The following is a 15,791-nucleotide window of genomic DNA, read 5'->3' as shown; positions in this document are numbered from 1 at the left end:
ATCCACGCCCTCTTTGCCGAGATGGTCGCATTCCCGACTGAAACCCGGACCCCCGACCATACGAAGTCCTCAGCGCAGAAATCGGCAGTATCCTCAGAGAGGAAGGCTACAAACTGCCCTGATAGTTGTCCGTGACGAAGCCATTTTTGAGCGCGCTTGAGCCGAAGTCTTCGTCGAACATTTTAGTTCTGACCGATTAATCCGCCGCAAGGAACCTAAACAAGCCGCGAGCGATCATCGGAGCGCTTTGATCGAACATGTTAACGATATCCTGAGACAGCAGCTCGGCGCGCAGGTTCCCCGCCTGTCGCCGCGCTTCAGCTCGCCTTTTCTCTGCTGTAACTTGTCCTTCGAGCATCTGCTGTTGATCGGGATTCTGGGCCGCGCTTTTCCGCTGAGCAAGACGCTCCGCAGTTACTAAACTTCCTTTGACAAAGACTTCTGTATCTGCCGCCAAGCTCGCTGAACGGGTCTGGAAGTCTTTGGTCACCCCTGCCCTCTTGTCCGCGAGCCTGTCTTTCTCTGACTTGTGAAACCTTCTTAAATGTTCAAAGAAAACCTCGGTGGCTCGTTCGCATTTTGGCAATCGAGGATATCTGGTGCCTGTTCTGGGTGTTCCCTTACCTGAAAGCAAATCTGTCAGATTATCTCGATCAAGGTCTCTGGTTACGCCGTCATCTTGGATCACAGTCGCTTCGATATAGAGAGATGCGTCGAAACGAAGCTGGAGCCATCGACGATCAGCCTCAAAACCGGCGAGAAGCCATTCGTCGATGCGCCTTAAGCCGTCGACCCGACCATGTTCCCAAAGGTCATCTGCCAGTTTACGTAGGCGCGGGTCAGGCAGGCCTGATCCGGGGAGGAACACCGCCACCGAAATTGCTATTGTGCAGTCTGAACATGAATCCCGGAGTGCGCCTTCCGGCAAATCTACACCTATCGGATGTTGCGGCGGTGAAGCAGGACGAGTTTCAACCTCAGAACGCAGTTGGCCTATCAGATCATCATGCAGAGCATCCCCCGTTGAAAAAAAGCGTGCTCTTTTACCGACCTGATCTCCCTTCAGCATTACATCCTTTTTCGGGTCATTGAGGCGCGAACGTTTAGTGCGTAAAATTTCCCCATTTCTTTCATCCATGTCGCCCAAGACGAATAGAGGTTCCGTTCCGAATGGTGGGTATTTAAGTAACAGGATCTTTTCCATGTCGGCGCTCGACAAGGGATGAACACGAAATGCGCCACTGTTCGACAAATTATTCAGAACGGAAACGGCATCCTTTTCTCCGGCCAAGACAAAGTCCCGTAGCGCTTCGGGAGCCGTGTGAGGGAGAGCTTCATTTGAGATGAGCTGCTTCGATTGCTCCACTCCTGAGCTCAGTTCCTCCAACAGTGCCAATTCGTCTTCGCGGTGTCCCAAGAAACCACCTGCCGCTCTGGCTACAGCATTTCCGAGACGCGAGATAGTTTGGTCATCGAGATAGGGTAATGGAGCTTCAAACACGCCGAGACGATCCATGACCTGCAAGACCCTGTGATCCGGTGATTGCTCCATCACCATTCGCCAGATGGTGATGTCCCCGATACGTTTCCCGTCCAGAGCCCTCCTGAACCCGCCTGGACGGAGTCGATCCAATCGACCAATAAGTTGATCGACCCTCGCAATGCTCCAAGGCAGGTTGTAGAAAATCAGATCGTCGGCGAAATGGTGTAGGTTCAACCCCGCCTCGACCACCTCTTCCAGAACAAGAAGCTTTGCGCCGCTGTGGATCGCACTGACGACGTCAACCATGCTCGTGTTTTGCCCCCCCCTCATCGTCGCGATCAGATCATCTTCTTCGAGTTCAGGGAACATTCGGGAAAGCCTTGTCTTCAGGCTGTCGACTGTCGGTGTATCCCCGGCAACAATAATGGCACGCCGTTCTGCATTCCTCTCCCAGATACTAAGCAGCGTATCGCACAAGTCCTCAAAGAGCGTGTCCCCATAGTCGGCCAACGAAACATCGATACATTCACGGGTGTCTTTTTTGAGCGCCGCGAACGTGCCGTGTCTGATTGCTCGAAGCATGGTTTCCCTTCCCCAAAACACTTGTCTGGCTGGTTGCCAAGGGGCACTATCAACTTGCAGGTTGTGCGACACGTTTTCTTGAGCAAGGCGCTTGTTTACCAAATCGACGCGCGCCATTTCAGCGTCGTTTGGTTTGGAAACGATAGTCTTGATCCTGCGCTTGGGAGCAGTTTCTGGCCATGCGGCCCGAGTCTGGCGCAGGATGCGACGGTTCTTGGTTACCGCCCACATTGCAGCTTCAGGAGACATCTTATTGCTGGAGACCATCTCGTAGCAGTCGCGGCCGAGCTCTTTCAGGACGTCGTCCATCTCCTGCCCGGATTGCTTTGCAAGGTTGGCGCGATCCGTTTCAATCATGCCATAGACCGCACGTGCCCAATCAGGGCTCCCCAATCGCGGAGTCGCTGTCAGTAGAAGGACGTGCCGGAACCAGCTACCATTTCGCCCGGAACGGCAGAGAGTGGAGAGAAACCTCGCCTGTTCGAGGCTCAGAATATGGGGCTCATCCACTATCAGCATATCATAGTTGGCAGGGTCCGGCACAATCGGTTTCGACCTGACCAAGTCACTCTTGATTATGTGGACGTATCCGTCTCCTCCAGTGGTTTCGAATTCCGTGTCTTCAGTCCACATTTCTGCGGAAATATGTCCGCGAGCGGAGAGTTCGACCTGCCATTGGAAGCTGATCCTTTGAGGTGCAACTATGGCAACCCGTAATGACGGATCCTCACGTTTCAAAACGTTCAACACCATGAGCGCCTGCACTGTTTTCCCCAACCCGACCTCATCTGCGATCAAATGTCTGATATCCGGCGCATCAAGGATCGTTAGGACATTCTGTATCTGGTGCTCATAAGGGTCGGCGGCAACTCCCAGCGCCCCCAGTCTTTCCCATGATGCGGCATCCCGAACTCTTCGCAAAGCTAATGTGCTTACGAGAAAACCTGTGTAATCATCCATCTCTCATCGCTTTCAATGAACTGCGCGGTATCGTAGCGCGGCATACCGCACAGCCCGAGCTGTAAATCGGTCGGAAGCGAAACGCGCTATTAGGTTCCTCCAGTCAGGGTTTTCAACTGTCTGAGACGGTCGAAGGAAAACCGATAAGAGCGTTCGCAGGGCTTCAGGCGGAATGTGACGACCGGTCCTCTGCACATCCATGTGGCGGCTATTCAGTTCCGAAATAAGGCCATCAAAGCCGAGGTCCAGATACGGCAACTGAACCAAGCCGATAGACCGAGTAATGGGCAATACCTTTCGAGCGAGCGGGCGCATCAGGTCGGCTTCCCGTGCATCTTTCACAGCCTTTTGCCACTGACCGTCCAAGACGATGCAATCACCGTCGACAGGTGTGCCGCCGGCCTCTTTCAGTTGAGATGCGAGATTTGTCCAAGCTTCGTTGACGGCATCATCCAATGCCGGCCACTCATCTCCGTCTGGGATGACAAGGACCGACACCGATGGAAGCACTCTTCTGAACTCAATAAGGAGCAGCTTTGAAAGCACTCTCAACTGCTCTTCAGATAGCTCATCGAAGTTGTCGCTTCCGGCGGCAAGCTTTCGCTCCAGTGAGTAGCGAACCAAGCTTTCATGAAAGCCCGAATTTGACAAATCCAACTTTCTTTCCACCGCAAGCCAGTCTCGACCGCAAATTGCTTCTACAATTCCAGCCTCAACAGATGCACCGACCCGACGCCTAATACTATCAGCTACCAGATTCGTGGCACTCCCGGACTGCCAAGCGACCAGTGCTTTCGTTGCTGCGATCAAGCCGTCGGATTCGTCTACCGAGTTTCGGTTCTTTCGGATACGAAGCGGATTTGCAGTGCCGATATCCGTCAGACTTATATGCTCAGAGTTGACGAAGAACCGCCCCAAAGCCAGTGCCTCGTCGCCTTCAACGTCTGGCAGCAAGAGTTCGGCTGACAAATCGCAACTCTCACCTTTTGAAAGGGGCGAAATTGGGTTGCCGCTTGCATCAAAGGTAATGCTTCGGACGCTCCGGCCGTTGTTCGAGGTCCAAGTTCTTTGGCTTTCGTCAAAAACCCAGTCGAGATACCGGGCCGGCAGCAAACGAACGGTTGACGCAAGGCCCTCGACTTTGGTCACAATCGTCGCCGTTTTCCCGGAGAAGCTCCATCTTAGTGCTGCGTCTCGGATCTGCCTCATTGCATCGAGCGAGAAGCTGACAGCTGCTGGAAGAGTTTCAACGTAAACCTCGCTATTTACACGGTTACCTTGGACATCCAACAGCGTCACATGAACGGTCGCACCATCCAGTTTTGACGGCGCCTTCACGTCGAGTGAGCCCAGTCCAGCTCCAACGTCATTCAAAGTAAGCTGCTCGGGCGAAACATCTATCCGAAGAGGCTCGACGCTATTGCCTTTCCTGAAGGTCAGCTCGGCAACTTGCTTGCTACGACCGTCCGAAAAATGAAGACTGCACGGTTCGTCTGTTGTTTCTATGCGGACCCAATCGCCGGCCGGTAACGCACGCGCGGACAGGAAATCACCGGTGGCAGATCGCACCTCCAAATCCACAGATTCGATCTGCGTCTTCACCCAAAGTTCGCGTCCCTCAATCTGGGACACTTCTTCATCTGACTGAACAAGCGTTGCTCCACCGAAAAATTCGACGAGCTCTTTCTGCGCAATCAATATCCCGTTTGCCGATAGCTTCGCAGCCCCCTCGGATGAATTAGCCCTCATCCCAAAAAGGGCGGCGCCCCAGTCCTCCGGGTCTGCGTCAGCCAAGCGCAGTTCGAAAAACCCGGCATCATCTGGCAGCCGCGATCCTGAGAGGATCTGAGGTTGATAGCCATCGCTTTCCACATCAACGAACAGCAGGTTCTCTGACGGCAGAACAAGGCTCGGTATTGTTTCGCTGATATCGGTTATTCCGTTGAGGTCCGGAGCTGGCAGTGCTCGCGGGCGGCCAATGAATATCATTCCTCCGGAAAGAAACTCTCGAAATGGCACAGAGCGTCCGGCAATACTCAGGATTGCGTCCCTCCATTCGCCACTGGTGAGTGCATCGAGATGTGCCAGTTGCACCGCATCAAGAGAAGGCCCGCGAATTGCAAGCCCGACAGGCTCATCCTCATGCATCAACAATTGGTAGAGTGGCTTCGGAAACCTGCGCGGTGCGGGATCATGAGCTTGTCTCGCAGCACGCGCAGCGAGTGTCAGCCGCCGGACCTCCCGGTTTCCACGTAGATCATCCTCAAGCCGCTCCATGAACGTCTGCTCGACCTGAAGGCCCCTTGTAGATCCATCGGCGAGCGCTCTGACAACTGAAAGTGCGAGACTTTCATCCGCGAGCCATGCTTCGAGGCGCTTTGACGTAAGGCCGGCTGCAACTTCTCGCAAAGCCGACACGAATGCTGCGTTGAAAACCACTGAGCTGCTGGCTCGAAGAGCGCCCCTGACCAAGCGCGCAAGCGGACTATGGATCTCACGCGAGACCAACGCATTCCTGATAGGCCACGCGATGTGGCCAAAGGCTTCGGACCAACGATCGTTGAGCGGCCTTGCGATATTGTAATCTCTACTCAGCAGCTGGAAGACTGCCGTTATTTCCGGCCGTTCGGCAAGACCAATTTCAGCCCCCAGTCCGCGCTCAGCAAACCCCCAGAATTCAGTCCCCGTGCCTCTATACTGATAGCCAAACTCAGTCAGTGCCGCCCCGAGGGAAAGCCGGTATGGCCACCAGATTTCTGATCTGAAGCCTACCGCGCCTCCCAGTGTTCCCACGGCTCGAATGAGCTCGGCAATCTCAGCAGGCAAAAGCCCGTGTTCAATCAGGAAAACCGGCTCTTCAGCACGCTCTCTTGAAAGGGCCGTAAAATGATTGCTTAATCGTTCTTCAAATAAAGAAAGTCGTTCCATATACCGCTAACCCAGCCCAAAGCCGGTCTCCCCGAGGCGCACTGTCTTACAAGAAGCACATAAAATTCAATCGAAAATAATACTTGAAGGGCAGCCGCATTATTGAAACTCTGGCGCTTAAATTGAAGCAGGAAATCTTTAAAACTCAAATGACGCTACGACAGATTCTCGCTGATTTTCTGCGACACGAATTATTTTCACTTGGATCACTTTCTCGATCCAAGTCCATCACAGTGCTTTCGGTCAAGGCGCAGACACTTGGCGTCGAGAAAGAGATTTCCCACGCCATAGCAAACGAGGTCCTTGATGACTTGGTTCTTGCCGGCGACATTGGTGCATGGACCTCTTTTGGTGAGCCGATGATCCTCCTGCTTGATCGTCGGGCGATGGCGATTGATGAGCAAGATACAATTGTTCTTGGAGGACCGCCGATGGATGGAGAGCCTCTTGGGATTTTACGCCGAATTGCAACGGATACTGTATTCGGGCAGGAAACGTCCGATTTTTCGCCGGACCTCTCGGAAGCGGAAGCACCGTCAATTGCAGCGCTGGTTGATGATGGCAATTGGTCGCCTTCTTTACCACTATCACCAGTCCTCAGAAGGGCTCTGCTACATATGGGCTGCGAGCCGGACGGGCAACTCTCGCCCCATGCAGCCGGCTTTTTGAAGGAGTCGTTACAAACGCTCACTTCTGCCTCCCAAAGCGGCGGCTTGGACATCAGCCAACAGGTTGTTGTTTCCCACGACAAGAATGCCCGGCTTGTCGTCAGTGCGGGACCTGGCTCCGGCAAAACACACACCGCAAGTGCCCGGGTTATTGAATTAGTGAAGTCAGGCATTAGTCCTGCAAGTATTTACCTGATTACTTTTACGCGTGTAGCGGCACAGGAAATCTCTCAAAGGGTCACATCTGCGCTTGCCGATCAGGTGTATGGCGCTGGGATACAATGTTTCACGCTCGATTCCTTCGCATGGCATCTGATCGGCTCTATCGAAGAACAGGCCACGTCGGGCGGGTTTGACCGGTCGATACGCCGAGCATCAACTTTGCTGTCAGCCCGAGAACAGCGATTGCTCGACTGGGTTGGACGAATTGGTCATCTGGTCATTGACGAAGCTCAGGATGTTGTCGGCATCCGATGGGAGCTCTGCACCCAGTTGATCGCCGCATTACCTCCATCAGTCGGCGTTACAGTGTTCGGAGATTGGGCGCAGGCGATCTACGGAGCTTGGTCTGATCAAAGCACGAATGCCTCGCCTCCCGTTAGCAATCTACACTCACATTTATTGGCATCTGAGGGCTGGAAGAAACTTGAGCTCAGCTTCAATCACCGCGCGGGTTCGTCAAAACTAAAGGCATTCGCCCTTAACGCGCGAAAAGCCCTCGGCAACAGAGAATTGCAGGCTAAAGAACGATACCTTCTGGTGCGCGAACTGCTTGAGGACGCGGGGTCGACAAAGGGCGCAGATTTGCTGGATCAGCGGATTCCTTGGAGTTTTGACAACCTGATCCTGACCCGAAGCCGAATGGCGGCAGAAGCGGCCTCGGTCCGATTGTCGCTGCGCGGCCGACCACACCGCCTGAAGTTGTCGGGTCACACTCAAGTAATCGAACCACTGATCGGCACTATTTGTGCAGGTAAGACAGCCGGCGAACTACTAACACAGAGCGATGTAGAGCAACGAATGGATGCGCTTTCTCCGGCACCCTTTGGGTGGACGTCAGATGACGCCTATGATCTTTTGAAGAGCGTTGCCGGGACGGGCAAAGCTGTCCCACGATTAAGTGACATGATCGTCAAGATCGAACAAAATCCTATATTCATCACTTATGATTACATCGGACAGTCAGGCCCGTTGATCGGCTCAGTTCACAGCGCGAAAGGCAAAGAAGCGGACGACGTGTTCTTTCTAATGCCGCCGATCCCGGATCGCGAAGACGTCGACTGGGACGAAGAAGCTCGTATCCTGTTTGTTGCTGGAAGCCGGGCATCGAAACGACTTCATCTTGGAAGAACGCGTCCGGTTTTCGGCCGCACGCGGTCAGACGGAAGCAGATGGATTTCCGGGCGAGACGGCGGACTGGCGTTGTCTGGAAGCGACGGCCTATCCCCACTGGCCGGCCGCGACGCGGTCGACGCTATATGGGAGGCAACTTTCGATCAGCCCTTCTGCACTTTCAGAAGGGAGAGTATCGCCTCTGAGTGGCAGTTGGTGCTCCAGAACGGGAAAGTTGTCGCAACAGCTATTGATCCTCTCGCGGAGAACCTCAATTATCTGGCAGGTAAATCTCTCGGTCTGCCCCTTGGATCCCTGCGAATTGCGGGGGCGTCCACCGTAGTAACTACGCGACGGGACGGAAGACCAATTGGGGTTTCGCTCGTGCCGGTTTTGCAGGGCACCGTCAGAAGTGGCTCTCAATCCAATTAAAAGGGTAATGTATGACCATTGGCGAAAATCGTATGGATGCACGCCAGCGTGTTGTGGATCGGCTGAATGAAGACTTGGTGGGCCCGTATAGCGAAGATGAAATACTTCGCGACAGCCCAGCCGAAGTTTATTTCTCAGGAATACTCTATGCTCAAAAAACCTCCGTTTCGAACATCGAGCCCGAAGACGACACGATAGTCAACGATGACGATGACGAAACATCAGACAAGACCCCACCCAACGCGTTTCGACCAAGTTCCATGGGCGTTTCGTTTGCGATATCGCCAAAGGACGGCGATGAGGCACTTATCACGCTTTCAGTTTCGGTTGGCACCTACGAAGCGCGCGCTCCGGAAGACACGAGCGCGGGAAACCGCTTCAACTGGCATCGGCACCAGAATCACAAGACCTTATCAGTTGAAGTGAACGATCAAACTCCCAGTGAGATCTCGCCAATTCCCGAGATACCTGGGCTGGGGTATTGGTTGCGGTGCAGGAGATATCAGGAGGTCTTCCTCGTAACGGTCATGCTGGTGAACCAGCAGACGAATTCCACGTCGACTGACGCAGTCGCGCGTGATACCGCAAACTTTTATCAGGCTCGTTTCAGTTTAGAGGCAGACCCCGATTTTGGTTTGATTGTGCCCAAACCGTCGGTGTTTCAAAAAACTGCTGATCCGGAAATTCAGTCGAATTCCATGCTTTACAGAGACGCCCCGGAGTATGCAGTCGGCCACACCTGTTCCGTTAGCTGGCGTCAAAACCGGGACAGCGCAGTTACGCTGTCTTCTGCATGGTTGCCTTTGGTGGAGGTTCCAATCGCCAGCCCAAGCGGCGATGAGGAATTCTTCGGCAATCTCGTCGACCAAGGAGAAAGCTCGGTCCTTGGATCGCAATGGTTGTCCGAAGCTGACAGCTCTGAGATCATGGTCGGCCTCGCAGAATTTTGTCAGTGCTACTCTGATTGGATCGCGGCGCAGGAGTTGAGGATCACCGCCCTGTCTCCTGAGCACCATGAAACTGCCCGAAGGCACTTGGACACCTGCCGGGAAGCACTGGACCGAATGTTGGAGGGTGCGGAATTACTTTCCAACGATCCCGAAGCCTTGTTGGCCTTCAGGCTCGCAAACCGAGCTCTGTGGCTCCAGAACGAATGGAAACGTCAGGGCGACCCAGAGATCCGTTCTCTTGTTTGGAGACCATTTCAGTTGGCGTTTGGCCTTCTTTGTCTGAGATCTACCAGCGACCAAACGGACACAAGCCGCGCGGTAATGGACTTGCTCTGGTTCCCCACGGGCGGCGGCAAGACAGAAGCATACCTTCTCCTCGCAGCATACACCGTGTTCTTGCGCAGACTGAAAGCTCGCGGCGCCTTAGCAGGCGCCGGTGTAACAGCATTTATGCGCTATACGCTCCGGTTGCTGACCGCCCAGCAATTTCAACGGGCTGCGTCCATGATCCTCGCATGCGACATGCTGCGCCGTGGGGATGAAGAATGTCCTGGCGTTCAACTTCCGGATCACTTCCAATCAGATGCTTCTATTTCTATCGGGCTCTGGGTTGGAAAGGACACAAGCCCGAATAAAGTAGCAAAGGTGGGAGAGGACGGCTCACCTGCGCAGGTGGCGGATTGTCCCGTCTGCGGCGTGGAACTTGATTGGTCTGTGGATGATAACGGCGAACGAGTCCTTGCGACTTGCACCAATCAGGCATGCTCGGCAAATGGGCTTGCGGGTCACTTGCCCTTCTGGACGGTTGATGAAGACGTCTACCGAGAACTTCCTTCACTCCTGATCGGCACGGCAGACAAGTTTGTCCAAATTGTCAGCAAACCTGAAACCGGCAGACTTTTTGGATTGGCGGATGCCCACCGGGACCCTCCCGATCTGATCATTCAGGACGAACTGCACCTGATCTCTGGACCATTGGGAACTATGGCAGGGCTTTTCGAAACAGCCATTGACGCGCTGTGTTCGCACAAAGGACATAGGCCCAAGATCATCGGATCCACCGCAACGATCCGGCGAGCAGACGATCAAATCAGATCACTCTTTAACCGAGACTCATCTCAATTCCCCCCACCTGGCATCGATCAGTCGAATTCCGGTTTCGCATTTACAAAACAAGACAGCCCGGGCCGACTTTATGTGGGGATAACGTCTGCTGGGAGGACGGCCAGTTACATTTATCAAGCAATCGCAGCCTCTCTCTTGCAGGCGGCCGCCGAGCCGAGCTTCGTCGGCGCTGACGCGGACAAATACTGGACGCTGGTCGGCTACTTCAACTCGCTGCGGGAACTCGGCAGCGCCTCAATCATTATGCAGGACGACGTTACGCACAGCATTCAACTGATTTCTCAGCGTCGAAATGAGACAGAGCGACAGTTACATCCGCCCGCCGAATTGACCAGCCGGGTCAAGTCGGACGAAATTAAAGAAAAGCTGAGAGAGCTTGAACTGGACCGAGACAGCGACGCAGCAGCGGACATTGTATTGGCCTCGAACATGATCTCGGTCGGAATGGATATCAGGCGTCTCGGCCTGATGCTCGTAAACGGTCAACCCAAAACCATTGCAGAATACATCCAAGCAACGAGCCGCGTCGGACGCTCCAACGTGCCCGGTCTCGTGGTCACGCTCTATAACGCCAACAAAATGCGGGACCGAAGCCGTTATGAGAACTTTCCAACTTGGCATGGGGCTCTTTATCGTGACGTCGAGGCTACCGGCGTAACGCCATTCGCCCCAAGAGCGCGGGATAAGGCGCTACACGCGCCTTTCGTGGCTATGGTCCGGCACCTTGTCCCGGAAATGCTTTACTCACCAAACGATGCCGATAAGTATCGGGCACAACTCGAAGATATGATCGATAAAATCTGTGCGCGTGTCTCAGACATTGACGAGCCCGAAACCACGGCGACGCGGAAAGAACTTATGGAGTTCCTTGAAAATTGGATCCGCCGGGGAACCCTAAAGGGCTATTGGGACGACTGGTCGGACGCAGCTCTGTTAATCTCTGCTGAAAAAGCAGCAGAGAGCCAAGCCTCGAATTTCTCGAAAGGGCTCGCCAGAGCGACACCGAACACACTGCGATCGGTGGAGGCGTCCACCAAATTTGTGATTACAAAGCGAGATACTTGAGGGCCATGGCATGAAAGACGTTGGATCCATCCGCAGAAGCCAGATCATCGGACCCTTTGGGCCCGGTTCAATTGTCGACTTCAGGCAGCCGTCCGGGGCACTTCTTTCCGGCGTCATGCAGGGTCTCGAAGCATGGGACGGCTATAGCGGCCCGAGCAACAAAGGGCTGAATGACCCGAATTTAATCCGTGAGCCGCGTCTGGAAGCCAAACTCGCGATCAAAGGATTTCGACCGCCATTGATCGGGCAATATACGTTCCAGAACGAAAAGCGTGATCGCGTCCTTCCGGTGCGTCGCTTCCCGGACTGGCAATCCTGCCCGGATTGCCATGTGATACAGAAGTCGGGAATGTGGGCTCCGTCACGCGGAGGAGACAGTCTGCACTGCGGCCATTGCGTGGGCCGACCCGCGGTTGTGCCCGTGCGTTTTGTCGCAATCTGTGAGCACGGTCACCTCAATGATTTTCCGTGGGATAAATGGATCAACCACAAACCCGACTGCGAACAACCTCTCTTGAAGCTGATCACAGTGGGCGCCGGGATTGCTGGATTGCAGCTCAAATGCACTGGCTGCTCTGAAACAAGGTCGATCGCCGAGGCCTTCTCTCCAAACGGCATACCCGGACATGCGTGTAGAGGGGGCCGCCCGTGGCTCGGTGATTACGAGACCGGTTGCGAAGCACCTGCGAGGACAACGCAACGGGGTGCGAGCAACACTTATTTTCCGGTGGTCGAGAGCGCGATCACGTTGCCAGATTGGCGAGCTCATTTCTACGACCGGCTGGGCGCGAACCGCTCAGTGCTCGAGGACTTCGACGATGATCGCGACATGCTACTCCGCATTATTCAAAAGCGGGTCGCTCCTGAATGGGAAGGCAGCGAAAGCGCAGAAGAAATCTGTGACTTGTATTTCGAGGCGAAGGACAAGGATGCCGAAGATGCCGTAGCCGATCTCAAGTTGGCTGAGTTTCGGATGCTGAGCACTGATACACGCGGCTCTGAACTTGGAAAGAAGGATCTTCTGAATGCGGCTCAGGAAATTCCCGCACCTCTGCGTGGGCTCGTATCCTATATCTCAAGTGTCGAACGCCTGCGCGAGGTCCGCGCCCTAACTGGCTTCACTCGTCTCAAAGCGTCAGTAGCAGGAAAGCCAGCGCCATCGCCCCTTTCGAAAAGCCCGAAAGACTGGCTGCCCGGAATAGAAGTGAACGGCGAGGGGATCTTCGTCGCACTTGATCAATCGGCAGTGCAAACTTGGGAGACTTCTCCGGCCGTGGAAACGCATATCCGTCGCCTTCAATCGCAGTGGATGGAGGTAAAAATTGCTGCAGGAGAGAACCCATCAAGCCTGCCGGCGGAACTGAGCGCACGATACATCCTGATACACACTCTTGCGCATGCACTCATTTCGGAACTTTCCTTGGAAAGCGGATACTCGTCGACATCACTCAGGGAACGGCTTTACGTCGACTCCAACATGGCTGGACTTCTGATCTACACTTCCACGTCAGATGCCGACGGCACAATGGGCGGGCTATCGAGACAAGCCGCGCCATCACGATTTGAGCATAGTTTCCTGAGAACCGTGAGCTCTCAGGAGCTTTGCTCCGCAGACCCGCTTTGTAGCGCTGGTCTCGCGAGCAACGGAGCGTCCGGCAATCACGCCGCATGCCACAGCTGCGTTTTTCTGCCCGAGACAAGCTGTGAAAGCTTTAACTCTTTTCTTGACCGAACTCTGCTCTGTTCAAGCGACCTTGCCTTTTTTCAAGACTTGTCCGAGGGCAAGCCCCGGAAAAGAACATTACCACTCTCAACAAACGGCCCAACTGCATCAATTTCAGCCCCGCCCTCCCATATTGAAGCTGTGAAAGTCGTGCAGGTTCCAGCCTTCCGAGACGAACTGGGAGTTATTGAGTTTGGCAACACGCTGCGCTCTAATGATCCGATCAAATTGAACTTCGGCAATATCGGATTTGCGACACCTTCCGGGATGCTGCTGCTTTCGAGGCACATCCGAAGTGCGGTGGATCGGGGAATTGTCGTAGGACATACCGGCGAAGAGCCCAATGGCTATGCGGCGAACGTTGGTTTCTTCGAGCAATGTGGTATCGACGTTCCCCGCCGACAGGCAACCGGCGGAGATAACTATTTGCCACTCCAAGCAGTTGACCTGAGAAAATGGCGTAGTGATGCTGAGAATGGCTCTTTGAGCTATGGCGAGTTGGCTGACCAACGCGTTGGCAGAATGGCCCGATTGATCGCGCGCGATACGAGGGGCAACCTTTTCGACCTCATGAAGTATTGCCTCCGTGAAATCGTCAGAAATGCATTGGAACACGGCAACGGGGACACGATGTGGGTTACCGGTCAATACTGGCCCACGCGAGACACGGTCGAGCTCACGATTTTCGACGATGGCATCGGCATCTTGGGGTCTTTGCAACGAAACGAAAGATTTTCAAACATTGGAGACGACCTTAAGGCTCTTCGCCTCGCAGTTCTGCCAAGCACATCCGGCGTCCACAAACAAGAAAGCTCAATTACAGCCGGCTCGGAAACGACAGATGACACATGGAAAAACTCTGGGTTCGGTCTCTATGTCACCAGTCAGCTTGCAAGAAGAAAAGGCCATTTTGTGATCGGCTCTGGCTCGAAGTTCCTTCGGATCGGTTCCAGCAGATACGTGAAAGGGGATTTCTCCTTGTCGGGCACTTACGTGTCCATGAATTTCTCCGTCGCGGATCTTCAAAGAGCAGCGGCTGAGGTCGGCACGATCGTCAAGAAAGGCGAAAGTATTGCTCAACGCTATGTATCCAAGGACGCCGATGTCTTCGCATCAGCGGCATCCAAAGAGATCTTTCAATAGTCTGTAACGGCGTCTCCAATCAGACACTGAGAGCGCCGGTGTTATGAAGCATAGGCCGAAAATTTCAGAGCGTCAGAGTCTCGAAATGACCATAGAGATCCGCCAAATCCCTGTGGTTGACCCGGAATTGGTTTCGCTTCTTGACCTTCCCATTCTCAACTTTGACCGCGGGATCGAGATACACTTTTCCTTTGTGAATAAGCTTCATGAACATGAAGAAATCAGTTCCCGTCCCAAACTGCACTTGATCGGCATATCGATAGCTCTTGGGTTTGCCGCTGGATTCTGACGGAACATATGCCGCTTGAGCATGTTTTCTGTTCCAATGGTTCAGCAGATTGGCGAATTCCCAGCCGGCAGCGACTTCATCATTTCCGTTCACAAGAAGGACTTTTCCGCCAAGGTCGTCGATCTTTCCCTTTGAAGCATCGTAACCCTCAAGCACCATTCGAACGCCGGTTCGGGCGCTTTCGGGCGCAAGGTTTCGATAGATACCGCCAAAATTTCTTCTGTTCGGGCGGCCTTTCGTATCATCGTAGCCGAACGAAGCCATAAACCCATGAAAATCCTCGGAGTAGCGGCCAACCGTTGGTTCAGGCGTCATCAAAGTCACTGGCGAGGTCGCCCTCAGCGAAGCAAAATCACGAACTGCGTATTGCTTCAGTTCCCATCCCAAGAAATCTGGCTCGGCCACTCCATTGGGAATTATGCCCAGCTCAGCTTCCAAGGTGTAACCACCGCCATTCGGCGCGGCATACGGCCTGACTTTGCCATCAGAGTGCGAGCGTTGCCCAGCGATCCACCCCTTTTTATGGATCCGTCTAAGTTCAGACAGCAGCTCAGATTTCGGGTCTCTGCCAGACGCAGATATGAGTTTCGTGAGATCCAGGAAAACGCCAATGTCTGGCAGATCACCGATTGCCTCGAGTTCTCTGACAACGCCGCTTGGCGCTGCGGAAACATATCCAAGTATTAATCCGGATGGGACCACGCCGAAAAACAGAGCCCTTCCAAGGTCCCGGCTGGTCATGAGTTCCTTTGGTGCACGGGCTGCTCCCCTAAGAAACCCGGACATCCGGACTTCGGGATATTTGGGATACAGTATCAACTGCGCATCGGGCGCGGGTGAAGACCCTTCGGCGTGAATCCACTCGAATTTCACGGAAGCCTTGTCTCTTCGGCGGACTGACCCGGCTCTCTGCTCGAAGTCCGTTTCGACTTCACCATGTGGCAGAACGTTCAGAGCTTCGAAGCCGCCCCCGAGATAAACTTGGTTTTTTGAGTTGTCATTCGGAGCCAACCGCTTCGCATAGAGACGAGTCACCCCGTGTGCGCCCATCGCGTCAACCAGCTCTTTCAATGATGTAAATGAGTGTTCCATCCTTGTAACTCTTCAAACT

At 54.0% G+C, this 15,791-nt stretch carries 6 protein-coding genes; 3 read left to right on the top strand and 3 right to left on the bottom strand.

The window, feature by feature from the left end; genetic code table 11:
- Positions 1-196 precede the first annotated feature (196 nt).
- On the bottom strand, positions 197-3,025 hold the full coding sequence (locus tag ACGYKA_RS08220; RefSeq protein ID WP_394438536.1) for an SNF2-related protein: 2,829 nt from the start codon (positions 3,023-3,025) through the stop codon (positions 197-199).
- Between the two features lie 12 nt (positions 3,026-3,037).
- Positions 3,038-5,953, bottom strand: coding sequence for a hypothetical protein (locus ACGYKA_RS08215; RefSeq protein WP_394438534.1), 2,916 nt, complete (start codon positions 5,951-5,953; stop codon positions 3,038-3,040).
- A gap of 83 nt (positions 5,954-6,036) precedes the next feature.
- On the opposite strand from ACGYKA_RS08215, the gene ACGYKA_RS08210 reads away from it, so the two are divergent.
- The 3 genes from ACGYKA_RS08210 to drmB are packed head-to-tail and all read left to right on the top strand — an operon-like array spanning position 6,037 to position 14,391.
- Entirely contained in the window at positions 6,037-8,385 is a 2,349-nt protein-coding gene (locus tag ACGYKA_RS08210) for a UvrD-helicase domain-containing protein (RefSeq protein WP_394438531.1), read from the top strand.
- A gap of 11 nt (positions 8,386-8,396) precedes the next feature.
- Positions 8,397-11,525: a helicase-related protein gene (locus tag ACGYKA_RS08205; protein ID WP_394438528.1), complete on the top strand. Its 3,129-nt coding sequence runs from the start codon at positions 8,397-8,399 to the stop codon at positions 11,523-11,525.
- Between the two features lie 10 nt (positions 11,526-11,535).
- Positions 11,536-14,391 (top strand): DrmB family protein, encoded by a 2,856-nt coding sequence (gene drmB, locus ACGYKA_RS08200; protein ID WP_394438525.1) that lies wholly within the window; start codon positions 11,536-11,538, stop codon positions 14,389-14,391.
- A 64-nt stretch (positions 14,392-14,455) separates the two neighbouring features.
- On the opposite strand, the gene ACGYKA_RS08195 is transcribed toward drmB, so the two are convergent.
- On the bottom strand, positions 14,456-15,772 hold the full coding sequence (locus tag ACGYKA_RS08195) for an MvaI/BcnI family restriction endonuclease (protein WP_394438522.1): 1,317 nt from the start codon (positions 15,770-15,772) through the stop codon (positions 14,456-14,458).
- Between the last annotated feature and the right edge of the window lie 19 nt (positions 15,773-15,791).

Origin of the sequence: Sulfitobacter sp. 1A15106 (assembly GCF_043556995.1) — a bacterium.
GTDB lineage: Bacteria > Pseudomonadota > Alphaproteobacteria > Rhodobacterales > Rhodobacteraceae > Sulfitobacter > Sulfitobacter faviae.
This window is presented reverse-complemented; position numbering and strand designations above follow the sequence as displayed.

Excerpts from the sequence above, each read along its gene's own strand:
- ACGYKA_RS08215 (WP_394438534.1), bottom strand. The coding sequence starts at position 5,953 with ATGGAACGACTTTCTTTATTTGAAGAACGATTAAGCAATCATTTTACG.
- drmB (WP_394438525.1), top strand. The coding sequence starts at position 11,536 with ATGAAAGACGTTGGATCCATCCGCAGAAGCCAGATCATCGGACCCTTT.
- ACGYKA_RS08195 (WP_394438522.1), bottom strand. The coding sequence starts at position 15,772 with ATGGAACACTCATTTACATCATTGAAAGAGCTGGTTGACGCGATGGGC.
- ACGYKA_RS08205 (WP_394438528.1), top strand. The coding sequence starts at position 8,397 with ATGACCATTGGCGAAAATCGTATGGATGCACGCCAGCGTGTTGTGGAT.
- ACGYKA_RS08220 (WP_394438536.1), bottom strand. The coding sequence starts at position 3,025 with ATGGATGATTACACAGGTTTTCTCGTAAGCACATTAGCTTTGCGAAGA.